General features: G+C 65.2%; 23 protein-coding genes. 7 read left to right on the forward strand and 16 right to left on the reverse strand.

Going from position 1 to position 23,815, the window contains the following annotated elements:
• Positions 1 to 10 precede the first annotated feature (10 nt).
• The gene (locus tag CKO11_RS03920; RefSeq protein ID WP_223633165.1) at positions 11 to 721 is read right to left on the reverse strand and encodes a hypothetical protein; all 711 of its coding nucleotides are present in this window, start codon (positions 719 to 721) and stop codon (positions 11 to 13) included.
• Positions 722 to 757: 36 nt separating this feature from the next.
• A complete protein-coding gene (locus CKO11_RS03925; protein WP_223633167.1) occupies positions 758 to 1,492 on the reverse strand; it encodes an RNA methyltransferase in 735 nt (244 codons plus the stop codon).
• Between the two features lie 83 nt (positions 1,493 to 1,575).
• On the opposite strand from CKO11_RS03925, the gene CKO11_RS03930 reads away from it, so the two are divergent.
• From CKO11_RS03930 to trhA, 3 genes are all read left to right on the forward strand, one after another.
• Positions 1,576 to 2,193 (forward strand): thiamine phosphate synthase, encoded by a 618-nt coding sequence (locus CKO11_RS03930; protein ID WP_223633169.1) that lies wholly within the window; start codon positions 1,576 to 1,578, stop codon positions 2,191 to 2,193.
• Positions 2,193 to 2,699 carry a hypothetical protein gene (locus tag CKO11_RS03935; protein WP_223633171.1) on the forward strand — a complete coding sequence of 169 codons (507 nt, stop codon included), beginning with the start codon at positions 2,193 to 2,195 and terminating at the stop codon, positions 2,697 to 2,699. Before CKO11_RS03930 ends, CKO11_RS03935 begins: the two co-directional genes overlap by 1 nt.
• Before the next feature lie 100 nt (positions 2,700 to 2,799).
• The gene (gene trhA / locus CKO11_RS03940) at positions 2,800 to 3,444 is read left to right on the forward strand and encodes a PAQR family membrane homeostasis protein TrhA (RefSeq protein ID WP_223633173.1); all 645 of its coding nucleotides are present in this window, start codon (positions 2,800 to 2,802) and stop codon (positions 3,442 to 3,444) included.
• A 7-nt stretch (positions 3,445 to 3,451) separates the two neighbouring features.
• Here the strand turns inward: trhA and tgt are convergent, their stop codons facing one another.
• A complete protein-coding gene (gene tgt, locus CKO11_RS03945) occupies positions 3,452 to 4,579 on the reverse strand; it encodes a tRNA guanosine(34) transglycosylase Tgt (protein WP_223633176.1) in 1,128 nt (375 codons plus the stop codon).
• Positions 4,580 to 4,891: 312 nt separating this feature from the next.
• Here tgt and CKO11_RS03950 point away from each other — a divergent pair, with 312 nt between their 5' ends.
• Complete coding sequence (locus CKO11_RS03950) at positions 4,892 to 5,191, forward strand: ferrous iron transport protein A (protein ID WP_223633179.1); 300 nt, start codon at positions 4,892 to 4,894, stop codon at positions 5,189 to 5,191.
• Positions 5,192 to 5,197: 6 nt separating this feature from the next.
• Positions 5,198 to 7,078: a ferrous iron transporter B gene (feoB, locus tag CKO11_RS03955; protein WP_223633181.1), complete on the forward strand. Its 1,881-nt coding sequence runs from the start codon at positions 5,198 to 5,200 to the stop codon at positions 7,076 to 7,078.
• Positions 7,079 to 7,141: 63 nt separating this feature from the next.
• On the opposite strand, the gene CKO11_RS03960 is transcribed toward feoB, so the two are convergent.
• On the reverse strand, positions 7,142 to 7,660 hold the full coding sequence (locus tag CKO11_RS03960; protein WP_223633184.1) for an ureidoglycolate lyase: 519 nt from the start codon (positions 7,658 to 7,660) through the stop codon (positions 7,142 to 7,144).
• Positions 7,661 to 7,777: 117 nt separating this feature from the next.
• On the opposite strand from CKO11_RS03960, the gene CKO11_RS03965 reads away from it, so the two are divergent.
• Positions 7,778 to 9,016 (forward strand): urate hydroxylase PuuD, encoded by a 1,239-nt coding sequence (locus CKO11_RS03965; RefSeq protein WP_223633187.1) that lies wholly within the window; start codon positions 7,778 to 7,780, stop codon positions 9,014 to 9,016.
• Between the two features lie 28 nt (positions 9,017 to 9,044).
• Here the strand turns inward: CKO11_RS03965 and CKO11_RS03970 are convergent, their stop codons facing one another.
• The 7 genes from CKO11_RS03970 to cbiE are packed head-to-tail and all read right to left on the reverse strand — an operon-like array spanning position 9,045 to position 16,674.
• On the reverse strand, positions 9,045 to 10,364 hold the full coding sequence (locus tag CKO11_RS03970) for a cobyrinate a,c-diamide synthase (protein ID WP_223633190.1): 1,320 nt from the start codon (positions 10,362 to 10,364) through the stop codon (positions 9,045 to 9,047).
• Between the two features lie 8 nt (positions 10,365 to 10,372).
• On the reverse strand, positions 10,373 to 12,811 hold the full coding sequence (tcuA, locus tag CKO11_RS03975; protein WP_317851793.1) for an FAD-dependent tricarballylate dehydrogenase TcuA: 2,439 nt from the start codon (positions 12,809 to 12,811) through the stop codon (positions 10,373 to 10,375).
• 56 nt (positions 12,812 to 12,867) lie between these two features.
• On the reverse strand, positions 12,868 to 13,626 hold the full coding sequence (gene cobF, locus CKO11_RS03980) for a precorrin-6A synthase (deacetylating) (RefSeq protein ID WP_223633193.1): 759 nt from the start codon (positions 13,624 to 13,626) through the stop codon (positions 12,868 to 12,870).
• 1 nt (position 13,627) lies between these two features.
• Positions 13,628 to 14,365, reverse strand: coding sequence for a uroporphyrinogen-III C-methyltransferase (cobA, locus tag CKO11_RS03985; protein WP_223633195.1), 738 nt, complete (start codon positions 14,363 to 14,365; stop codon positions 13,628 to 13,630).
• Positions 14,362 to 15,147 carry a precorrin-4 C(11)-methyltransferase gene (gene cobM / locus CKO11_RS03990; RefSeq protein WP_223633197.1) on the reverse strand — a complete coding sequence of 262 codons (786 nt, stop codon included), beginning with the start codon at positions 15,145 to 15,147 and terminating at the stop codon, positions 14,362 to 14,364. The genes cobA and cobM overlap by 4 nt, the downstream gene beginning before the upstream one ends.
• A gap of 13 nt (positions 15,148 to 15,160) precedes the next feature.
• Positions 15,161 to 15,487, reverse strand: coding sequence for a cobalamin biosynthesis protein (locus CKO11_RS03995; protein ID WP_223633199.1), 327 nt, complete (start codon positions 15,485 to 15,487; stop codon positions 15,161 to 15,163).
• Positions 15,484 to 16,674 (reverse strand): precorrin-6y C5,15-methyltransferase (decarboxylating) subunit CbiE, encoded by a 1,191-nt coding sequence (cbiE, locus tag CKO11_RS04000; RefSeq protein ID WP_223633201.1) that lies wholly within the window; start codon positions 16,672 to 16,674, stop codon positions 15,484 to 15,486. The genes CKO11_RS03995 and cbiE overlap by 4 nt, the downstream gene beginning before the upstream one ends.
• Between cbiE and CKO11_RS04005 the strand changes: the two genes are divergently transcribed.
• Positions 16,673 to 17,428: a cobalt-precorrin-6A reductase gene (locus CKO11_RS04005; RefSeq protein WP_223633203.1), complete on the forward strand. Its 756-nt coding sequence runs from the start codon at positions 16,673 to 16,675 to the stop codon at positions 17,426 to 17,428. The two genes, cbiE and CKO11_RS04005, sit on opposite strands and share 2 nt — an antisense overlap.
• On the opposite strand, the gene cobJ is transcribed toward CKO11_RS04005, so the two are convergent.
• Genes cobJ through cobW form a run of 5 tightly spaced genes read right to left on the reverse strand, consistent with a single transcriptional unit; the run spans position 17,401 to position 23,815 of the window.
• On the reverse strand, positions 17,401 to 18,138 hold the full coding sequence (gene cobJ / locus CKO11_RS04010; RefSeq protein WP_223633205.1) for a precorrin-3B C(17)-methyltransferase: 738 nt from the start codon (positions 18,136 to 18,138) through the stop codon (positions 17,401 to 17,403). The two genes, CKO11_RS04005 and cobJ, sit on opposite strands and share 28 nt — an antisense overlap.
• Complete coding sequence (locus CKO11_RS04015) at positions 18,135 to 18,872, reverse strand: precorrin-2 C(20)-methyltransferase (RefSeq protein WP_223633208.1); 738 nt, start codon at positions 18,870 to 18,872, stop codon at positions 18,135 to 18,137. Before CKO11_RS04015 ends, cobJ begins: the two co-directional genes overlap by 4 nt.
• 3 nt (positions 18,873 to 18,875) lie before the next feature.
• The gene (locus CKO11_RS04020; protein ID WP_223633211.1) at positions 18,876 to 19,505 is read right to left on the reverse strand and encodes a precorrin-8X methylmutase; all 630 of its coding nucleotides are present in this window, start codon (positions 19,503 to 19,505) and stop codon (positions 18,876 to 18,878) included.
• Positions 19,506 to 19,532: 27 nt separating this feature from the next.
• Positions 19,533 to 22,769, reverse strand: a complete 3,237-nt coding sequence (gene cobN / locus CKO11_RS04025; protein ID WP_223633214.1) for a cobaltochelatase subunit CobN — start codon at positions 22,767 to 22,769, stop codon at positions 19,533 to 19,535.
• Complete coding sequence (cobW, locus tag CKO11_RS04030; RefSeq protein WP_223633218.1) at positions 22,769 to 23,815, reverse strand: cobalamin biosynthesis protein CobW; 1,047 nt, start codon at positions 23,813 to 23,815, stop codon at positions 22,769 to 22,771. Before cobW ends, cobN begins: the two co-directional genes overlap by 1 nt.

Here is a 23,815-nt window from a genome sequence, read left to right on the forward strand (position 1 = left end):
CGCGCCCCCCTTAGGGCAAGGGGGCACCCGCGTCCAGCCGCGCCCAAAGCGCCGACCAGCCGCCTTTTTTTGCCATCCATCGCAGCGTGGCGCAGGCGGCCTCGGCATATATGTCGCGGTCTTGCGCGGCCAGCCCGCCCCAATCATGGGGGGAAACCGGCAGATCGGCGCGCGGCGGCTTGCGGCACCGCGCCACGCCTTGCCCGGCCCGCAAATAGCGCGGATCGTCCGAGACGATGACCGCGATCCCCTCATCCATCCAAGTGGGCATCCGCTGGCCGACCTGGCGCAGCACGCCAAGACGGGCGTGGGTTTCGGTATGGGTCAGTTCATGGGTCAAGATGGTGGGCGAAAGCCCGCGCGGGGCAAGCCGCACCACCGAATAAGCCCCCAAGGAATAGGTCACCGCCGCCGCCCCGCGCCCGCCCAGCCGGCGATCACAGGCATCGGTTTCGCAGGCCAAAATCCGCAGATGCGCCTGCGCCGGACCGAATATTTGCGCAATCTTCCGGTGCGCTTGATCCAGTTGCGCCAAAAGCGCGTGGCGGGCGTGAGCCGGCATCTCGGCCTCGACAAACAGCACCGGCGACACCTGTTCCAGCCCATAGCAGCTTGGGCAAACAGCGCCGCGCAGCACCGGGAAGAACGCCAAAAGCGCAAACGCCCCCAGCCCCGCCCCAAGGGCAAGCGCCAGAATCGCTTTGCGGATCGCTTTGCTCATGGCCCAAGATGGCCGCGCGCTGTCAGACAAACAAGCTTAGTCGCGCCCGCGCATCAACTGGCGCAATGCGCCATGCAGCGTTTGCACATCGGCGCGGGTGAGGCCGAACCGGCTCCACATATTGCGCAGATTGCGCTTCATCATCGGCGCCTTCGTCTCGGGGAAGAAAAAGCCCGCTTGGTCAAGCCGTTCCTCGTAATGATCGCCCAGTTTCTCGACCTCAAGCGCGGTGGCGGGTTCGGACCCGGCCAGCCCCGGATCAATCGCCGGGGCGTCACTGCCTTGGCGGCCGAATTCGTAAGACAAAAGCAGCACCGCCTGCGCAAGGTTGAGCGAGTAAAATTCCGGGTTCACCGGCACGGTGATAATCGCATTGGCGCGGATGATATCGTCGTTTTCAAGCCCGGTGCGCTCGGGCCCGAACATCACGCCGACCTTTTGCCCTTGTGCAATGCGCGCGCGCGCCTCGGCCATCGCGGCCTCGGGCGTGTAGATCGGTTTGGTCAACTCGCGCCCGCGCGCGGTGGTGGCAAAGACGAAATCGCAATCGGCAATCGCTTCGGCCGTGGTGGCAAAAACGCCCGCATGATCGAGCACCTGCCCCGCCGCGCCCGAGGCCATCGCCACCGCCTTGGGGTTTGGCCAGCCATCGCGCGGGCTGACCAAACGCATCCGGTTCAACGCGAAGTTCAACATCGCACGGGCTGCGCCGCCGATATTCTCCCCCATCTGGGGCCGGATCAGGATAAAGAAGGGGGTGTTTTCGCTCATGCCCGCCCCATAGCCTTGTGCGCGCCCTCTGGCAAGGCGCGCGCGGCTGGGTTAGACAAGCGCCAAACCAAATGGAGAGCCCGATGGCCGAAGATCGCCCGCAGATCTACTTGCTCACGCCCCCGACATTCGACCTTGAAACCTTCCCGCCGCTTTTGGCCCAAGTGATGGGGGCGCATGATGTGGCCTGCCTGCGGCTCGCTCTGGCCAGCCGCGACGAAGATGCCGTTTTGCGCGCCGCCGATGCGGTGCGCGAGGTGGCCCATGCCGCCGATGTGGCCTTGGTGATCGAAAACCATGTCGGGCTGGTGGAACGGCTGGGGCTTGATGGCGTGCATCTGACCGATGCGGCGCGCTCGGTGCGGGCAGCGCGCAAGGAATTGGGCGGCGAGGCGATCGTGGGCGCGTTTTGCGCGGCCTCCAAGCACGAAGGCATGACCGCGGGCGAAGCGGGCGCCGATTACGTCTGTTTTGGCCCGGTGGGCGAAACCGGCCTTGGCACCGGCGCGCGCCCCGAACGCGAGCTGTTCGAATGGTGGTCTGAAATGATCGAAGTGCCGGTCGTCGCCGAAGGCGCGCTGACCGCCGATCTGGTGCGCGCCTATGCGCCGGTGACCGATTTCTTTGCCGTGGGCGAGGAAATCTGGCGCACCGACAACCCGGTGGGCGCCTTGGGCCAATTGATCGCGGCGATGGGCTGATGGCCGAATTCTGGCTCGGTGACAGCAATGGCCCGATGGGCGATGTCGGCGCGTTCATGGCCTCGGAACTGCGCGTCGACCGCGCCGATCTGCCCGGCCATATCGGGCAATTGGGCGAAGCGCGGGTGATCGTGGCCGTGACCGGGGCACCGGGAGCGGGCGAAGCCGCGCTGGCGCGCGAAATCGCCGAGGCGCTGAACGCCAAACAGCCCGGTCGCGCGGCGCTGTTGCCGCTCGACGGCCTGACCGATGCCGAAGGCGCGCTGGATGGGGCCGCGCTGTGCCGCTACTTGGGGCAGATCCCGGCCGAGGGACCAGCCCCCGCGCCGCTGCCGGAAACGGTGCAGGTGGTGCTGGTCGCGGGGCCGCAGCTTTTGCGCACCAGCGCGCCTTTGCGCGACCTTTATCCGCTTTTGGATCTGTCGATCCGCATTGTCACACCGGGCACACGCCCCGACCCCCAGGGCGATCTGCGCGCCGCCGATCTGGTGGTGCTGGCGCGCTAAGCGACCCGGCCCCTGCCCCGCCCGCCGCTGACGCTGCGTCAGCCTTTGGCGCGGGCCGGGCGCATGGTAGAAGGGTGGCCCCTTCACAGCAGAGCCACCGATGACACGACACCAACTTGCCCATTCGTTCCGCGAGCATTTCGCCGATGGCGTGATGCATGTTCTGGGCGTCACCTTTGCGGTGGCGGCCGTTTCCGCGCTGATGGTCTGGGCCGCGATGGCGGGTCTGGGGCCGAAAATCTGGCCACTGGTCATTTATGCGGTGGGCCTCATTGCGTCCTTCGGCTTTTCGGCGGGCTATAACCTGACGCTTTATGCCCCCGCCCGCGCGATCTTGCGCCGGTTCGATCACGCTGCGATTTATCTTTTGATCGCGGGCACCTATACGCCGATGGCGCTGATCGGCCTTGGCGGTGGCTTGGGCATTGCGATGACGGCAACGATCTGGGCGCTGGCACTGATTGGCATGGTGATGAAGCTGGGCTTCTTTCACCGGGGCGAACGGTTCGGCTTTGTGCTTTATCTGGCCATGGGCTGGCTTGGGGTGCTGGCGATTTGGCCGCTGTTGCAGGCGCTGCCGGTTGCGGTGCTGATCTTGCTGGGCACGGGCGGGCTGATCTACACGCTGGGCACGGTGTTTTACAAACTCAAAAGCTTGCCGTTTTCGCGCGCGATCTGGCACGGCCATGTGCTGGCCGCCGCCGCGACCCATTACGCAGCGGTGGTGCTGATCGCGGGGCAGTAAACCGGCTTCAAAGCGGGTCGATATCGCCTTCGGCGCGCTTTGCGTGGAAATCCGCGACAAAGGCGCTGAGCGTGCCCGCCGCAATCGCATCGCGCAGGCCCTGCATCAGCTCTTGATAGTAATGCAGGTTGTGCCACGTCAGCAGCATGCCCGAGATCATCTCTTGCGACCGGAACACATGGTGCAAATACGCACGGCTATAGTTGCGGCAGGCGGGACAGGTGCAAGCCTCGTCCAACGGGCGCGGGTCATCTTGGTGGCGCGCGTTTTTGATATTGATCTGCCCGCGCCGGGTCCAAGCCTGCCCCGTGCGCCCCGAACGCGAAGGCAGCACACAATCCATCATATCGATGCCACGCTCGACCGCGCCGACGATGTCATCGGGCTTGCCCACGCCCATCAGATAGCGCGGCTTGTCTTTGGGCAGGAAACCGGGCGCGTAATCCAGCACGGAAAACATCGCCTCTTGCCCCTCGCCCACGGCAAGACCGCCCACCGCATAGCCATCAAAGCCGATTTGCGTCAGCGCCGCGGCGCTTTCTTCGCGCAGCTCGCGGGTCACCCCGCCCTGCATGATACCGAAAAGCGCGTGGCCGGGACGGTCGCCAAAAGCGTCGCGGCTCCGCTGCGCCCACCGCATCGACAACCGCATCGACTTTGCCACCTCGGCATCAGTTGCGGGCAATGCGGGACATTCGTCAAAAGCCATCACGATGTCAGAGCCCAAAAGCTTTTGGATCTCCATCGAGCGTTCCGGCGTCAGGTGATGTTTGGACCCGTCGATATGGCTTGAAAAGGTCACGCCCTCTTCGGTGAGCTTGCGCAGGCTTGCAAGGCTCATCACCTGAAACCCGCCCGAGTCGGTCAGGATCGGGCGCTCCCAATTCATGAATTTGTGCAAGCCACCCAGCCGCGCGATGCGTTCCGCCGTGGGGCGCAGCATCAGATGATAGGTGTTGCCCAGCAAAATATCGGCGCCCGTTGCGCGCACGCTTTCGGGCATCATTGCCTTGACCGTCGCCGCCGTGCCCACCGGCATAAAGGCGGGGGTGCGGATCTCGCCGCGCGGGGTGGAAATTACCCCGGTGCGGGCTGTGCCATCGGTGGCGGACAGGGAAAAGCTGAACTGGGTCATCGGGCGCTCCTTCGCGGCGCATGTAGCAGTGATATGCGCCAAGGGGAAGCTGCGCCGCGCATCCACCAAGATCGCGCGGCAGGGCGTGCGCCGGTTGCGGCAGTGCCCAATTTCACGGCAACCGATCACGCCCCCTGCGGCAAAAGCCCGCCGTAAGCAGCTATTTTCGCGCAAGCATTTACTTGTCGCGGCGGGTCGCGCAAAATACAGACCAAGCGCATGAGGCATATCTTGACCATTCCAGTCGGAAAAAACAGTATGACGTCAAGCCGAGCCGGAACAGGTCCGACTCGTGCCGCGAAGGAGCGCCCCATGATGCTGTCGCCAGACCTGCCCCAAGCGGCCCATGCACCGCTGGCCGAGCATCAGCCCTTGGGCACGCTGCACCGCGGCTTTAGTGGCCATGTGTTTCACATCCTGCCCACCGAACATTCCGCCTGCCTGCCCGCCGATGAGATGGAACGCCGCCTGATCGAGCTGGGCTTTGTCGAAGGCGCGAAAGTCACCATCTTGCACGAGGGGCTGTTTGGCCGCGACCCGATCGCGGTGCGGGTGAACGGCACCACCGTCGCTTTGCGCCGCCGCGAGGCGATGGCGATCCTTGTCTCGTAAGCCCTTATGACCGACCCTGCCCGTTCCGCCCCCTATCGTCTTGCGCTTGTTGGCCCGCCCAATTGCGGCAAGACAGCCCTGTTCAATGCGCTGACCGGCGCACGCCAAAAGGTTGGCAATTACGCGGGCGTGACCGTCGAACGCAAGGTCGGCAGCTTTACCACCCCCGGCGCGACCCGGATCGAACTGACCGACCTGCCCGGCACCTACAGCCTGCGCGCGCGCTCGCCCGATGAGATCGTGACCCGCGATGTGGTGCTGAACCATCACCCCGATGAACCCGCGCCGGAATTGATGCTGGTGCTGGTGGATGCCGTTGCGCCGCGCGCCGGGCTGCGGCTTGCGATGGAGCTGGTAGCAACCGGTCTGCCGATGATCGTGGTGCTGAACATGATCGACATCGCCCGGCACCGCAAAATCGAGATCGACACCGCCGCGCTGGCCGAGGAATTGGGCGTGCCCGTCACCACCTCAACCGCCGTGCGCAAAGGCGGGCTGGAGGCGCTGCTGGCGCAGATCGATACGACACTGGCGCAAGGTTTGCCCGAAAAGGGCCCAAATATGTGGGCGCCGCCCGATGCGGCGGACCTGCGGCTAAGCCATCGCGCCGCCGACCGGCTGATTGACCGCGCGGTGACGCTGCCGCCCGAACATGACACGGTCACCCATCGCATCGACCGGGTCTTGCTGCACCCCGTCATGGGGCTTGGCTTCCTGCTGGCGCTTTTGTTCGTGATGTTTCAGGCGGTCTTTGCCGGGGCTGCGCCCTTCATGGATATGATCGACGCGGGCTTCGGCGCGACGGCCGACTATATCGCGGGCCATGTCCCCGAGGGCTTGGTGCAAAGCTTCTTGACCGATGCGGTAATCGGCGGCGTCGGGGGGGTTTTGATCTTCCTGCCGCAAATCCTGATCCTGTTTTTGTTCATTCTGCTGCTCGAAGACCTTGGCTATATGGCGCGCGCGGCCTTTTTGATGGATCGGATCATGGGCGGCGCCGGGCTGCATGGACGCGCCTTCATCCCGCTCCTGTCGTCTTTTGCCTGTGCGATTCCGGGCATCATGGCGACCCGAGTGATCGACAATCCGCGCGACCGGATCACCACGATCCTTGTCGCGCCCTTGATGACCTGTTCGGCGCGCATTCCGGTTTACACGCTGATTGTGTCGGCCTTCATTCCGGCCAAGCAGGTGGCGGGCATTATGAACCTGCAAGGGCTTGTTATGTTTGGCCTTTACGCCACGGGCATCGTCTCGGCGCTGGCCGTTTCGGCGGTGGCGAAATTCCTGTTTGCGCGCCGCGCCGCCTCTCCGCCGTTCATGCTGGATCTGCCCGATTACAAAGTGCCGCGGCCCCGCTCGGTTGGTTTTGCCCTGTGGACGCGGGCCACCGCCTTTCTTAAGCGCGCGGGCACGACGATCTTTGCCATGACGGTGGTGATCTGGCTTCTGGCCACCTTCCCGCAAGCGCCCGAAGGCGCGACGGAACCGGCGATCCTTTACAGTTTTGCCGCCCAAATCGGCCAGTTCATCGAGCCGGTTCTGGCCCCGGTCGGGTTCAATTGGCAAATCGCGGTGGCACTGATCCCGGCAATGGCAGCCCGCGAAATTGCCGTGGCAGGCTTGGCAACGGTGTATTCGATCGCCGCCGAAGGCGGCGAGGCGGTGCTGGGCGCCACGCTGGCCAGCCAATGGAGCTTGGCCACCGCGCTGGCCTTTTTGGTGTGGTTCATCTTCGCGCCGCAATGCTTAGCGACGCTGGCCGTGATCCGGCGCGAAACCGGGTCTGGCAAATGGGTCTGGGTGACCTTGGGCTATATGTTTGGCCTTGCGTGGGTCGCGGCATTTCTGACCTATCACCTCGCCGTCTGGATCGGCTGGGGCTAAGGCGCAAGGCCGAGCCGATCATGGCCGATCATGGCCGATCACGGGGCCAAAGCGACGCCGCGCCTACCCAGAAATCATGATCGGCGGGTCAAGCGGATATTCCTCTAGGTTCACGCCGCCCCCGATCCGGTCCACCACCGCATAGCGCCCCGGCGCGCCCATCGGCGCAAGCACCCCATGCCATGTGTTGCGCAACAGGTTCACCCCCTGCCCCGGTGCGGTGAGAAAGGCGCGAAACCGCACCGGTGTGCCGCCATCATCCTCGGCCACGCAAACCAGAAACGGCACCCCATCCAGCGGCAAAAACGCCTGCGAGCCCAAAGGATGCCGTTCCACCAGATCCAGCGCATAGGGCAGCGCGCGCGCCTGCGCATCAAAAAGCGAAATCCCCGCGCGTCCGCCCTGATCGGGATCAAAATCAAGCCGCGCCAAATCGTCATGGCGGCCGCACATCCCTGCATTGATCATTTTCGTCGGCGGCCCGGCCACTTCGATCAGATCGCCAAAGGGGGCGAAAGCTTCGGCCGTCAGCGGTTCAATTTCCAAAAGCGCCCCCTTTGACTGCGGTCCATTCTGCGGCATCCGCCCCACAGAAAAGGCGCAAAAACGGGCAGATGCAACCCCGCGCGGCACCTGCCCGAATTTTATGCTGGAGGCCGCATCGCCGCGCCGCTAGCGTTACCGCAAAGGAGACAAATAATGCTCGACACCGCCCTTTTGTGGGACTGGGCGTCCTTTGCGATGCGCTGGTTTCATATCATCACCGTCATCGCCTGGATCGGCTCATCGTTTTATTTCATCGCGCTTGATCTGGGCCTGCGCAAAGCGCCCGATCTGCCGCCGGGCGCGGCGGGCGAGGAATGGCAGGTGCATGGCGGGGGCTTTTATCACATCCAGAAATATCTGGTCGCGCCCGCGCGCCTGCCCGAGCATCTGATCTGGTTCAAATGGGAAAGCTACGCGACATGGCTTTCGGGCGCGGCGATGCTGATGCTGGTCTATTGGTATCGCGCCGATCTGTTCTTGATCGACCCGTTGAAGCTGGATCTGGCACCGTGGCAGGCGATGGCGATTTCGGCGGGGTCTTTGACGATTGGCTGGCTGATTTATGACGCGGCCTGCAAATCGAAGCTGGGCCACTATCCAGCCGCCTTCATGGGGGTGTTGCTGGCCGCGCTGGCGGCGATGGCTTGGGGCTATGCGCAAGTCTTTACTGACCGGGCCGCGTTTTTGCATTTGGGCGCCTATACCGCCACGATCATGACCGCCAATGTGTTCTTGGTGATTATCCCGAACCAAAAGATCGTGGTGGCGGATCTGAAGGCAGGGCGCACGCCCGATCCGGAATTTGGCCGCATCGCCAAGCTGCGCTCGATGCATAATAACTACCTGACCTTGCCGGTCATTTTTTTCATGCTGTCGAACCACTACCCGCTGTCTTTCGCGGGGCCGTGGAACTGGGTGATTGCAACCTTGGTCTTCCTGATGGGGATCACGATCCGGCATTGGTTCAACACCCGCCATGCGGGCAAGGGCAGCCCCTATTGGACGATCCCGGTGACGCTGTTGCTGTTTGCCGCTTGCGTCTGGCTTTCCACCCTGCGCGAAACGCCCGTCGAAGAGGAAACCGCGCTCACCCCGATGGGCCAGCATTTCGCCGCGGCAGAGGGGTTTGAAGATGTGGCCGATCTGGTCAGCGCGCATTGCGCGATGTGCCATATGCCCGAACCCGCATGGGCAGGGTTTGCCAGCGCACCGCGCGGGCTGGTGCTTGATACGCCCGCAGCGATCGCGAACCAAGCCGAACAGGTCTATATCTTCGCCGGGCTGACCGATGCGATGCCGCCCGGCAGCGCCAATTTCATGGAACCCGAAGACCGCGCCGCGATCCGCGACTGGTTCCGCGCAGCCCAAGCGGGGCGGCTTGCGCAGAACTGACAGACCTGCGAACGGGTCCGGCGGGCGCTCACTCCGCGATCAGATGGAAGAAGCTGCCGCTGACCTGGCCGCGCACCGAACCGGTTTCGGGCACCATTTGACCGGCGGCGCCGCGCACCTCGGCCAAGGGGGCGTCGGGCTGCTCCAGAATGGTCGAATAATGGAACTCATGGCCCCAAAGCGTGGCCCCTGCCGCCTGCCCCGGCATCGGCGCCTGCAACGTGGCTTTGCGGTAGCCCAGATGCAGGCGGCGCTTTTCATAGCTGGTGACCAGCCCCAACAGCCCGGCCATCGCATGGCGCGTGCCCGCCTTGTCGATCAAGGCCGCGCCCAAAACCATGTAACCGCCGCATTCGCCATGCACGGGCTTGGTTTGGGCAAAGGCGCGCAGCCCGGTCAAAAAGCGCGACGCCGCCGCAAGCTGGCCCGCGTGCAATTCCGGGTAACCGCCGGGCAGCCACACCAGATCGGCGCTTGGATCGGGGGCCTCATCGGCCAGCGGTGAAAACGGCAAGATTTCGGCCCCGGCCCGCCGCCAGCCTTCCAGCATATGCGGATAGGCAAAGGCAAAGGCGACATCACGGGCCAATGCGATGCGCTGCGCGGGCGGTTTGGGCCACGGCCCGGGTGTGGGGGCGGGCGCGGCCCCGGCGGCGGCTTCAAGCGCCGCAAGATCGACATGGTCGGCAACGAAATCCGCAAGCTTTGCCAAAACCTGCGGCAGGTCTGCCTGCTCGCCCGCCTGCACAAGCCCCAGATGGCGTTCGGGCAGCACAATCTCGGGATTGCGCGGCAAGGCCCCCAGCATCGGCAGGCCAAGCCGGTCCATCTCGGAGCGGATCATCGCTTCATGCCGGGGGCTCGCGACATTGTTCATGATCGCCCCGGCGAAGGGCGGCGCCTCGGGGTGGCGCGCGAAACCGAGCGCGGTGGCAGCGGCCGATTGCCCTTGCCCCTTGGCATCAAGCACCAACACCACCGGCCAGCCAAAGCGCTTGGCCAGTTCCGCCGTTGTGCCGCGCCCGTCCCGCCCCGGATCGGGCGTGCCATCGTAAAGGCCCATCGCACCTTCAAACACCACGATATCGGCGCCCATCGCCTGTGCCGCAATGCTGCGCAAAAGCCCCGCGCCCATCGCCCAGCCATCAAGGTTGTAGCTGACCCGGCCCGCCGCCACGGCATGAAAGGCGGGATCAATATAATCGGGGCCGTTTTTGAAGGGCTGCACCACATGGCCACGGGCGCGCAAGGCGCCCAAAAGCCCCAAGGTCAGCGTTGTCTTGCCCGAACCGGAGGCGGGGGCCGCAATGGCAAGGCCCTTGGGCCAAAGGGAATTTTCATGCACCATGCCGGAGGTCATGGCGTGGGGCGGCGGCTTTTGTCAAGCTTGCCTGCCTCTTCCGCTGCATGGCGGATCAGCGACAGCAGCCGAAAGCCGCCATGCGCCAGCTTGCCAAAGGGCAACAGCAGCGCAAACCCCGCCACCGCCCCCAGATGCAGCGCCAAAAGCAGCCCCATCAAAGGCGTGTCGCGCAAAACCAGTAATAAAAGGCCGGAGCCCGCAAGCGTGGCCAATTGCGCGCGCGCAAAACGATCGGCCCGCGCCATCGCCGGGTCGGTGGGCGTGGGGTCCAACCTGCGGCGCGCGGCGTGCAAATGGCCAAGCCCCGCCAGCATCGCCACGCCGCCGCTGGCGCCCAAGACCACCGGTGCGCTGAACCACGGATAGGGCGCAGGCTGGCCAGACAGGTGCAACAGATAGCCCGCCACCGTGGCGAAAAACGTCAGCACAAAGCCCCCCGCCAGCAGGTGATGCGCGATGCGCCGCCCCTGCCCCACCGGGCCCGCACGATCTTCGCAATCGCCCAGATTGCGTAAGGTCACTGCCTCAAGAAGCCCGGTCTTAAAGGCCGCCCAAGTGACCGGCGCGGCGGGCCCCCGGATTGCGCGCCAATAAAGCGCAAAGCGTATCAGCAGCGCAAGCGTCGCCCAAGCGAACACAGCCCCCGCCCCGCCTGACATCAGCGCATGCGGCACCACCGCGTAAAACGCCCCCGGCCCCTGATGCGTGCCGAAAAGCGCGGCCCAGGGCAGCAAGATCAGCGCCAATACCGGCAGGCCAAGGGTCAGCGCCCAGAACAAAGGCGCGGCCCCGCGCCCCTCGCCCTTATACTCGCGCCGCCGCGCGGCGGCCAAGGTCGCGGGCAGGTTTACCGCCAGATCATGCGGCGGCGCATATTGGCAATCATAGGCGCAAGAGCGGCAATCGTGGCACAGATGCGCCAGATGGCGCAAATCGCCGGGGCGCAGTGCGGGGCGGCGTTGCGCAGCGGGAAAGACCGCGCACAAGGCGGTGCAAAAGCCGCAGGTGTTACAGATATTGAGCGCGCGTGTCGCCTCTGCCCGCGCCACGCGGGCAGGCTGCGCGGCGGGTGGCGCGCGGTTGGGCAGCGGTTGGGGTGGCACCTTGGTCTTGGGGGCCAAAGCGGCTGCCGCACGCCCGGCGGCGCGTCCGAACACGGCGGCAATCGACAGCCCCGCCCCCGACAAATAGCCGCTTCCTAACACCGCGCCGCAAGACACCGTGCCCACGGCAAAAAAGCGCGGCGCGGGCCTGCCATCGGCACAAATCACCCGCCCCTGCGGATCGATTGCCAGCCCGTGGCGGGTGAAGCCGATCCCCGGCACCACCGGGATCGCGTGCAAGGGCGGCGTCAGATCGACCGGCGCCCCGCGCGGCGGGTCAAGCGCGGCATGCAAGCTTTCGGCCAGACCGGCCGGATCGATGCCGCACGCTTGGGCCAGCGCTTGCGGCGTTGCCGCAGGGATCGGCGGCAGCAGAAGCGGCGGCAAGGCATCGACCGCCGCAGCCCCCAGAATGATCCAGGCGCGCGGATCGGGGCGCGCGGTCATCTCGCGCGCCAAGACGGAATGGCGCCCTGGGCTGGTCACGCGTGCCTCGTCATAAAAGCGCCGCCCATCGGGCCCTACGACGACGCCCAGATGCATACCATCGACGCGGCTGACGATCCCCGCATCATGGCGCGCGGCGCGGGCATCGACGGCGACGACATGGCCATCGCCCGGCCTGCCCGCCGCTTGCGCGCCCTGCGCCAGCGCCCACAAAAGCGGTGCGCCCAATTGCTCTGGCGTGCCGCGGTTGGCCATCGGCGCCGTCAGATCGGCCCCCGTGCCGCCACAGGCCAGAATGACCGTTTGCGCGCGGATCGTTTGCGCGCCTGTGGGCGTGTGCAAAGCAATGGCAAAGGGCCCCGGCGCCCCCGGGTCCAAAAGCGCGGGATCAAGGGCCGTGACCGTGGACCGGGGCCGGATCACCACCCCCAGCCCCGCCGCGCGGCGCAAAAGCACATTGACCAAGGCCTGCCCGCCGCCGCGCAAAAACACGGTGCGACGCGAATAGGGCAGGTTCCCTGCGGCCCAAGGTTCCAATCGCACGCCTTGCGCTTGCAGCCAGTCGGCCAGATCGGCAGAACCTTCGGCCAACGCCTGCGCCAAGGCAGGATCGGGGCAGCCAATCCGGGCAAGATCCGCCGCATATTCCGCCGCCGGATAAGCATCGCGCTGGAAGGGCGTTTCATGCGCATTCGCCACGCGAATATTGCGGCCATGGCGTGCATTGCCGCCCAAACGTTCGACCGGGGCGGCATCGATCAGCACGACCGAGGCCCCCGCCGCGCGCGCCGCAATCGCCGCGCACAGACCCGCCAGCCCCGCGCCAATCACCAGCACAGACACATCATTCGGCAAATCGGGGGGAACAGGCATCGCGGTCATGGTGGCGCCACAGTAGCGCAGATGGCGCGGACAGCAAGCGCCCGCGCATCGCCCCGTTAGCGGCTGCGGCGCATCAGATAGATATCCATCACCCAGCCATGGGTGGCGCGCAAGGCCGCGCGGGTGGACAGGATCTGATCGCCCACCTCGGCCAAAGGCCCGGCCACCAACACCTCTTCGGGCATCGCGACACAGCCGCCCCACCAGATCGAAATGCCCTGCGGATCAAGGCTTTGGAACGAACACTCGCCATCAAGTATCACCACCACGGTGTCGGCGGCGGCGGGCCAACCGTGGTCGCGGATTTGCCGCCCGGTGGTGATGACAAAGGGCGCCCCAATGTCATTGAGCGGGATCGCATGGGCCGCGCACAGCGCCTGAATCGCCGTGATGCCGGGAATGACCTTGGTGGTCAGCGCGATGCGCTGCTCCAACCGCGCGGCAATGCGCAATGTGCTGTCATAAAGCGCGGGATCGCCCCAGACCAAAAGCGTGACTTTTCCCTTTAGGTCCGGACATTGCGCGGTGATTTGGGCCAGCCACGCCTCGGCAATCGCATCGTGCCAATCATCCACCCCCTTGCGGTAAGACGGGTTCGCCGCATCCCGCACGGGCAGATCAAATTCCACAACCTTGGTGGCCGGGTTGGTGATATGGGTGGCACAGATCGCGCGGCGCAGGCCCGCAAGGTCGGATTTGTCCGCCCCCTTAAGCGGGATCAAGATCAGATCGGCCGCGTTCATCGCGCCAATCGCTTGCAAGGTGACATGGGCCGGATTGCCGGTGCCAATGCCAATCAGCGTAAGCTCGATCATCTTAGCCCTCCGGGTCGTAAAGCGGGCCGTAAAGGATCAGCGCGGGGTGGTGCGAGCGCACCTCGGCCAGTTCGGCGGCCAGCTTGGCGATGGTGGAACGCGTCAGGCTTTGCTCCGGGTGGCCCACCGCTTCGGCCAAAAGCGCGGGCGTGTCGGGGGAGAGCCCATGCGCGACCAGATCGGCGGCCAGCTTCGGGAAGGTGCGCTTGCCCATGAAGACCACCGTGGTCGCGCCCGGATCAGCCAAGGCCGCCCAATTCAGGCTTTCGGGCAGATCGCCGGTCACATCGGCGCCCGTCACAAATTGCACCCGCCGCGCGGTCAACCGGCGCGTCAGCGGGATGCCCGCCGCCGCCGCGGCGGCAAAGGCCGACGGCACGCCGGGGATGATTTCATAAGAAATACCAGCGCCTTGCAAGGCGATAATCTCTTCTTCCAGCCGCCCAAACAGACCGGAATCGCCCGATTTCAGCCGCACGACCTTTTGCCCGGTCAGCGCATGATCGACCAGCAACCGGCTGACATGGTCTTGCTTGGGCGAAGGGCGGCCCGCACGTTTGCCCACGGCAATCAGTTCCGCCCCTTCGCGCGCATGCCCCAAGATCGGCCCCGAGGACAAATCGTCAAACAGCACCACATCGGCCTTGGCCAGCCGATCGGCGGCCTTCAGCGTCAGAAGGTCCGGATCCCCCGGACCCGAGGAAACGAAAGAGACATGACCGGGGGCGGAGTTGCTCATTCCGTGCCCTCCGGAAAACGCGGCTCGGTGCCGACGGGGCGGTAGCGGCGGTCATAATCGCCTGCGTAAAGACGGCTTTCGTCGAACTCTTCGGTATCAAGCGAGCGGCCCACCATGATCAGCGCGGTGCGCTCCATCTCGGCGCCCACCGCCGTTTGCAGGCTGCCCAGCGTCGCGCGTACCACGCGCTGATCGGGCCAGCTTGCGCGCCAGACAACCGCCACCGGGCAATCCGCCCCGTAATATGGGGTGAGCTTTTCCACCACATCTTCAAGCACATGGACCGAGAGGTGAATGGCCAAAACCGCGCCGGTGCGGGCAAAGTTTTCCAGCGTTTCGCCCTCGGGCATGGCCGAGGCGCGGCCAGAGGTGCGGGTGAGAATAACCGATTGCGCCACGCCCGGCAGGGTCAGTTCCGCCCCCAACGTGGCCGCCGCCGCCGCGAACGAGGGCACGCCCGGCGTCACATCATAGGGGATATTCAACGCGCGCAATCGGCGCAGCTGTTCGCCCATGGCCGACCAGACCGACAGATCGCCCGAATGCAGCCGCGCCACATCGTGACCTGCTTCATGGGCGGCCTGAATTTCGGCGATAATCTCATCAAGGCTGAGCGGCGCGGTGTTGACAATTTTCGCGCCGTCCGGGCAGTGGCTTAGCAGCGCAAGCGGCACAAGGCTTCCCGCGTAAAGGCACACCGGGCAAGAGGCGATCAAATCGCGCCCGCGCAGGGTAATCAGATCTGCCGCGCCCGGCCCCGCACCGATGAAATGCACCGTCATTGTGCAACCCCCGTCATTCGCCCTCTCCTTCCGCAACGGCAAGCGTTACCCCGCCGATCACCTGTCTTGGCCCTACGAGCCGCGCGCCCCGGCCTGCGGCTTTCAGCGCCGCCGCCTCGGCCACCGATCCTGTGCCCATCAGCGCCAAAACGCGGGGCGATTGCGTGGGCGTTTTCACCCCGCGCACCTCAACCCCGATCACGCGCTGCCCCGGCAGGGCGGCGGCAAGCTCTTGGGCCTTTTCCGCGGCGGTTGCAAGGGCATCCACCGGCCCGGCAGCCAAAAGCGCGGCGGTGAAATCCACCGTGCCCTTGCGAAAGCCAAGGCCCGCGACCCTCACCGCACCACACTCCATTGCACCTGCGGGCGCGCGACCGCCCAACCGTGCATCCGCCCCAAGGGCTCGGCTTGCGCAATATCGACCCGCATCAAGCTGCCGCCATGGCGCGCGTGCAGGCTGGCGAGCAGGCTTTCTGTCTCCAGCGTCACCCCATTCGCCACGAGCCGCGTGCCTTGCGGCAAAAGCTCCCATAGCCGGGTGTAAAGCGCCTCTGACCCGCCGCCGCCGATGAAAACGGCCTCCGGCAGCGGCAAACCGTCCAAAGCATCGGGGGCTGCGCCGTGGATTGCCTGCATTTGCGCGCCAAGACCGAAGCCCGCGATATTGGCTTTGATGTTTTCAATCCGATCCGCGCGCGGCTCTATCGTCAGCGCCCGGCCCCCGGCCAAGCACCATTCCACCGAGACAGAGCCCGATCCGCCGCCAATATCCCACAAAAGCTCCCCCTTGCGGGGGGCAAGCGCCGCAAGCGTCAGTGCGCGAAACGGCGATTTGGTGATTTGGCCGTCATGCTGAAACGCGCTTTCGGGCCGCCCCGGCACACGCGAAAGCCCCAGCTCTGGGGCAAGGTCTGCACCATCAAGCGCAACCGCCACCAAAGCGGAAACCTCTTTCAGGTCATAGTCTTGCGCGGCAATGCTGCGCAGCCGCTCTTGCGGGCCGCCCAAGTTTTCTGCCACCACCATCCGCACCGCGCCATAGCCGTGGGCCGTAAGCCAAGCGGCGAGTTCCCCCACCGCCGCGCCATCGCGCATTGTCACAATGATCTGCGCGCCGCGCGCCAATTCGGGGCGCAACCGCGTAAAGGGCGCGGCATGAAGGCCCATCGCCGTGACGGTTTCGCCCCGCCAGCCAAGCCGCGAACACAGAAGCGACACGACGCCGGGTGCCGGGATCGCGCGCCATTCATGCGCCGAAAGCTTCGCCGCCAAACTCGCCCCCGCGCCGCACCAAAACGGATCGCCCGAGGCCAGCACCACCACGGGCGTGCCGCGCACGGCCAACACAGGCGCTATGTCAAACGGCACCGGCCAAGGCCGCCCGCGATCCCCCGCGCCCACCAGCGCCAAATGCCGCGGCCCGCCAAAGATCAGTTGCGCCCGATCCAGCGCTTCTCGGCTTGCCAAGGGCAGCCCATCAAGGCCATCTTCGCCCAAACCAATGATCGTGACCCAAGGATCAGACATGACACGCCTCCTTTTGCTGGGCGGCACCACGGAAGCCAGCCGATTGGCCAAAACCCTTGCAGACCAAGGGTTTGACGCGGTGTTTTCCTATGCCGGGCGCACCGATAGGCCCGTGCCCCAACCCCTGCCCACGCGGGTGGGCGGTTTTGGCGGGGTCGATGGCCTTTGCGCTTTTCTGAAAGCCGAAAACATCACCCATGTGATTGATGCCACGCACCCGTTCGCCGCGCAAATGAGCACAAATGCCGTGGCCGCTTGCGCCCAAACCGGGGTGCCGCTTTGCGCCTTTGAGCGCGCGCCTTGGGCCGCGCAGACGGGGGACCAATGGACCCATGTCCCCGATCTGGAAGGCGCAATTGCGGCACTGCCGCATGAGCCCGCGCGGGTGTTTCTGGCCATCGGCAAGCAGAACCTTGCGGCGTTCAACGCTGCACCGCAGCATTTCTATTTGCTGCGCTTGGTGGACCCGCCGGGTGAAATGCTGCCGCTGCAAAATGCTCGCGCAGTGGTGGCGCGGGGCCCCTTTGATGTTCAAGGGGATAGCGACTTGCTGCGCAGCGAAAACATCACCCATATCGTCGCGAAAAACGCCGGGGGCGCAGGGGCAGAAGCGAAGCTGATTGCCGCGCGCGCGCTGCGGATTCCGGTGATTTTGATTGATCGGCCGCCGGTGCCGCAGCGCAGCATCCGCGCCACGCTGGACGAGGTGCTGCACTGGCTTGCCGATCACGGCGCGACGCCGCGCGGGGTATAGACCCACGGGCCCACGCGGCGGGTGGTGGAATTGCCCACCAGCACCACCGTGCGCATATCCGCCATTTCCGGCGTGGCCTCGGCCAAAGTGACGGTGGTAATCCGCTGCTCGGGTGTGGAGACCGCGCGGGCAAACAAGATCAGCCGCTCGGGCTCACATTCCTCGCGCAGCACCTCAAGCACGCGGGTGAATTGATGCGGGCGCGATTTGGAGCGCGGGTTGTAAAACGCCATCGCAAAATCGCCGCGCGCAGCATGGCGCAGACGGTGTTCCACCAGTTCAAACGGCTTGAGATTGTCGCTAAGGTTTATGGCGCAGAAATCATGCCCCAAGGGCGCGCCCGCCGCCGCAGCAGCAGCCAGCATGGCCGTAATCCCCGGCAGAATGCGAATCTCGGTCGCAGCAAATTCGGGATGCGCCTCATAGGCCTCGAACAAAGCAGACGCCATCGCAAAGACGCCCGGATCACCAGACGAAACAATCACCACGCGCTTGCCATCGCGGGCCATTTCAAGGGCATGGCGCGCACGGTCCAGTTCCACCCGGTTGTCCGAGGCATGCAATGTCAGCCCTTCGCGCGGGGCGATGCGGGCGACATAAGGGATGTAGCCCACGATATCGGTCGCCTGATCCACCGCCGCCGTCACCTCGGGCGTGACCAGCATCTCATCGCCGGGGCCAAGCCCGGCCACCACAACCCAACCGCTCATTCCGGGGTTCCTTTCTCGGGCCGCCGCCCCTGCCCGTGCACCAGCACGATGGCGAAATAGGGGCAATCTTCGGCGGCCACATCGGTCATTTTGGCAAGGCGCTGCGTGGGCATGGTGCCGCGTTCGACAAGCCATGCGGCCTCGAGCTTGCCCACCGCCGCCAAGGCGCGTTTGATCTTGGGCAGATTGCGCCCAGTTTTCATAATAACCAGCGCATCCGCCGCCGCCATATGCCGGATCAGGTCATCTTCAGGCAAGGTGCCCGCCAGCACCGTCAGCACATCATCGCCCCAAGTGATCGGGGTGCCCGTCGCCGTCCAACAGCCCACCATGCCCGGAATGCCGGGGATCACCTCTACCTCCACCTTGCCCAGAAGGCGGGTGTAAAGATGCATGAACGAGCCATAGAGGAAGGGATCGCCTTCGCACAAAACCACGATGTCACGGGTTTTCGACAGCTCCAACAGCCGCGCGGCCCAATCATCATAAAAGTCGGCCAACGCAGCGATATAGGCGGGGCTGTCAAAGGGCAGTTCAGTCGTGACCGGATATTCCATCGCATGTTCGGTCACTTGCGGGGCCAGCATGCCCTCGACAATGCGGCGCGCTTGGCCCGCGCGCCCCGCTTTGCGGAAATAGGCAATATCGGTGGCGCCGCGAATGGCGCGGTCAGATTTGACCGAAATGAGGTCTGGGTCACCGGGGCCAAGCCCGGCGCAAATGATCCGCCCCATGGTTTATTCCTTCCGCGAGGCCAGCGCATTCACCGCCGCCACGGTGATGGCAGAACCGCCCAAACGCCCTTCGACAATCACCCAAGGCACCGGGTTCGCCGCAGCCAAGGCGGCCTTGCTTTCCGCCGCGCCGATAAAGCCCACCGGGCAACCGATGATCGCCGCCGGGCGCGGACACGCGGGGTCTTCAAGCATATTTAGCAGATGGAACAGTGCGGTCGGGGCATTGCCAATCGCCACCACCGCGCCAGCCAGCTTGGGCCGCCACAATTCCAAAGCGGCGGCAGAGCGGGTGTTGCCCATGTCGCGCGCCATATCGGGCACGCGCGGATCTTGCAGCGTGCAAATCACTTCGTTGTTTGCCGGCAGGCGCGCACGGGTGATGCCTTCGCTGACCATGCGCGCATCGCACAGGATCGGTGCCCCTGCCTCCAGCGCCGCGCGCGCGGCAATCGCCATGCCCGGTGCAAAACGCACATGCTGTTCCAGCCCCACCATCCCGGCGGCATGGATCATCCGCACGGCCACAACTTCTTCTTCCGGGGTGAAGCGGGCCAGATCGGCCTCGGCACGGATCGTGGCAAAGGATTGCACGTAAATCTTCGCGCCGTCCTTTTCATATTCATGGGGCATTGCAGGTCTCCGGATCGAATGGACCGCTCATAACCTTTCTTCAAGGCTGGCGGCAATCGAATTGCGCCGGGTTTCCCACAGCCCCGCCTCGGCCAAGCGTTGGAAAAGGTCGCGCATCGCCGCCAGTGCCTGCGGATTGGCGGTTTCGAGAAAATCGACCACAGCCTCATCGCCCAAGGTGGCCGCGTGATAAAGGTCAAACAGATGCGCGGGCACCACTTGGGCCAGATGCGCGAAAGCGGCCATATGGTCAAGCGTGGCGGCAATTTCCGCCCCGCCGCGAAAACCATGCCGCATCATGCCCGAAATCCACGCCGGGTTTGTGGCGCGGGCGCGGACCACGCGGGCAATTTCTTCGGGCAAAGTGCGGGCGCGGGGACGGTTCGGATCGGTTGCGTCAAGGTGATAAAGCGCAGGGGCCACCCCGCCAAGCCGCGCCAAGGCGGCGGCAAAACCCGCCTCATGCGCCGCGTAATCGGCGGCCAAAAGCACATCGGATTCCGGCAAGTCTTGGGCATGGACGAAACTGTCCGCCCCCCTCAGGCGGGCTTCAAGCCCCGCCCGGTCGGCGCGAATATCCCCCATTTTATCAATGGCATAGGATGATGCATTGAGCCAAGCCTCACCCGCGGCGGCGCGCGCCTCGGGGGTGAATTGATCGAGCGCTTCGCCCATGCCAAGCCCGTATTGTCCCGGACGCGGGCCAAAGACACGCGGCGCGGGGCGGTGATAGGGGTTGTCATCGGCGCTTTCTTCGCGGGCCGCCAAAGCCTCGGCCCCGGTTTCAAAAAGCTGCGCGAGGCCGGGGAATATATCGCGAAAAAGGCCCGAGACGCGCAGCGTCACATCAATGCGCGGCCGCCCCAAAAGCGCCAGCGGAATAACCTCCACCCCCGAGACGCGGGCCGCGCTTTCGTCCCATTGCGGCTTCAGCCCCGCCAAATGCAGCGCCATTGCGAATTCTTCACCTGCGGTGCGCATGGTGGCGCTGCCCCACAGGTCAATCACCAGCCCCTTGGGCCAATCGCCTTGGTCTTGCAGATGTTTGCGCAGCAGTTCCTCGGCCAGTTTCACGCCTTGGGCATGGGCGGCGCGCGAGGGCACGGCGCGCGGATCAACGGCAAAGAGGTTGCGCCCGGTGGGCAGCACATCAGACCGGCCCCGCGCGGGGCTGCCCGAGGGGCCGGGGGCGACACGCGCCCCCGCAAGCGCGGCGGTCAGGCCCGCGCGTTCCTCCGCCCCGCAAGCGCCCTGCCCCAACACATGCAACCCGTCGCCAAACTGGCTTTCCTTGATGTCGCAGACAAAGCGGTCGATCCGGGTGATCGCTTCGGCGGCAGAGGCATCCGGCGGAATGCCAAGGTCGTCCTCGACCCCGGAAGCGCGCGCCTCATCGCGAATATCGGCAATCAGCCGGTCCCGGCGCGCGGGGTCGAGCCCGTCGGCAGTGGAATATTCATCCAAGAGCCGTTCCAGCCGCGTCATCCCTTCGGGCACGGCGGCTTGGGCAAGCGGCGGCGGCAGGTGGCCCAGCGTCACCGCGCCCAAACGGCGCTTGGCCTGTGCGGCCTCGCCAGGGTCGTTGACGATGAACGGGTAAATGACAGGGCGGGTCCAAAGCGCTTCGGGCCAGCAGCTTTCCGAAAGCGCGACCGCTTTGCCCGGCAACCATTCCAGCGTGCCATGCGCGCCCATATGGCACAGCGCCTGCACGCCTTGCGCGCGCAGCCAAAGATAAAACGCCACATAGCCATGGCGCGGGGTGCGGCTGAGGTCGTGATAGTCGTCCTCGCGGGTCGTGACCTCGCCGCGCTCGGGCTGCAGCGCCACCCATGCCGCGCCGCGCTGCAGTGCAGCAAAATGAAAGACCCCGTCATGGAACGCGGGGTCGTCTTCGGGCTTGCCCCAAGCCTGTTGCAGATCTTGGCGCAAGCTTTCGGGCAGGGTTTCCAGCGCAGCAAGATAATCAGCAAGCGGCCACGCGTGGCGTGCGGTGGTCAGGCTGTCCACCGGCGCGCCCTCGGCCACCCCGTAGCCTTCATCGGCCAATTGGGTCAGCAAGCCTTCGGTCGAGGCCAAAGCATCCAACCCCACCGCATGGGCCATCTGCCAATCGCGGCCCGGATAGGTGGACAGCACCACCGCCAAGCGGCGTTGATCGACCGGGGTTTGGGCCAACGCATACCACCCCGTGATCCGGTCCAGCGCGGCCTTGATCCGCCCCGCATCGGCGCGGTGGGCAAAGCGGGCGTATTCAAGGTCGGGGTCGCGCGGTTCGGGCGCCTTGAACGACACGATGCCAGCAAAAAGCCGCCCATCCACCTCGGGCAGCACCACATGCATCGCCAGATCGGCGGGCGAAAGGCCGCGCTCGGCCTCGGCCCAATCGCGCTTGCGCGCGGTCGAAAGGGCGACTTGGAACACCGGCACGCCATAGCGGTCAAAAGGCGTGGTGCCGTCTTTGCCCTGCGCCGAAAAGGCGGTCGCATTGACGATAAAAGCCGGTTGGCGCCCCGCAAGCCGGGTTTGCACCGCATCGCCCAAACCCTCGGCCTTCAAAGAGGCTGCAAAAAGCCCGTAAGCGGCAAAGCCGCGTGCACGCAACCCGTCGATCAACGCATCCACGGGCGCGGTATCGGCGGCGGTCAGGTAAGACCGGTAAAACGACACCAGCGCCAAGGGCCCCTCCCCCTCTGGTGCGGCGATCACGCCCGTGGCCGGGTCATAAAAGCCCCAATCGGGCAGGCGCTTATCGCCGGGCACCGGCGGCGCATAAAGGCCCGAGGCCAGCGCGAGTTGCGCAAGCGCCGCTTGCGCCGCCACCGCGCCGCCTGCATCACACAGCTCTTTGAGCCGCCGCAGGGTCGAAACCGGCAAGGTCGACAGCGCATCAAGGCGCTCGTCATCACGACCATCGGCGGGCAGCACCGCCAGCGCAATCCCCTTGCGCCGGCACAGATCTTGGACAGAAGCCAGCCCATAGGGCCAATAAGCCTCCCCGCCAATCAGGCGGATCAAAATGCCCTTGGCACCCGAAAGCGTATTTTCGACATAGGTATCGACCGAGACCGGGTGGCGCAAAGCCACAAGGTTCGCCAGCCGCAAAGAGGGCAGCTTGCCGCCCGCCCGTTTCCAGCCCGCCGCGAAAGCCCCAAGATCGCTGTCCGAAAAGGACAGCGCCACAAGATCCGCCGGGCGCTGACCAAGATCGGTCGGCACCTCGGTTTCCTCAAGCCCGTGGCTTTCGCGAAAGACGACATGCATCAGGCAGACACCCCAGACAGCAGCACCTCGCGGATCGCGGCTTCGTTCACATCATCATGTTCGGCAATGACCACAAGCGCGGAGCGGCGGGCGCGCTCACCCCACGGCTGGTCATATTGGTGGCGCACCCGCGCGCCCACCGCTTGAACCAAAAGCCGCATCGGCTTGCCCGCCACCGCCACATGGCCTTTGACGCGCAAGATATTTTGCTCGTTGGCCAAGCGTTCAATCGCCGCCACCAGTGCCGCCGGATCGGCGATTTCGGGAAGCTCAATCACCACGGTTTCAAAATCATCATGCTCGTGATCATCGGCGCCATCATGGTGGCTTGGCCGCGCGGCCAGATCATCTTCCGCCGCCGCGCCGATGCCCAGCACGACCGCCGGATCAATCGTACCCTCGACCATCGGCAGGATCGGCAGCTTGCGCGGGGCCTCGGCCTCAATCACCGCGCGTGCGGCGGCCAAGCCGGATTCGCCCGCGAGGTCCGCTTTGGAAAGCAGCACCAAATCCGCGCAAGCGATCTGATCTTCAAACACTTCCGAAAGCGGCGTTTCATGGTCGATGCTGTCATCGGCTTTGCGCTGCGCCTCCACCGCCGCCTCATCGGGCGCAAAGCGGCCCGCCGCCACGGCCTCGGCATCGGCCACGGCAATCACGCCATCCACGGTAATTTTCGAGCGGATCGCGGGCCAGTCAAACGCCTTCAAAAGCGGCTTGGGCAGCGCAAGGCCCGAGGTCTCGATCAAGATGTGATCGGGGCGATTGGGCCGCGCCATCAGTGCCTCGATCGTCGGGATGAAGTCATCGGCGACGGTGCAGCAAATGCAGCCATTGGCCAGTTCGACAATGTTTTCATCGGGGCAATTTTCATCGGCGCATTGGCGCAGAATTTCGCCATCCACCCCCACAGTGCCAAATTCATTGACCAACACCGCAAGCGTGCGGCCCTGCGGGTTCGCCATCAAATGGCGGATCAGCGTGGTTTTGCCCGCGCCCAGAAAGCCGGTGATCACGGTGACGGGGATTTTGACGAGGTCCGACAT

Origin of the sequence: Rhodobacter sp. TJ_12 (genome assembly GCF_020023995.1) — a bacterium.
Taxonomy (GTDB): Bacteria; Pseudomonadota; Alphaproteobacteria; order Rhodobacterales; family Rhodobacteraceae; genus Rhodobacter.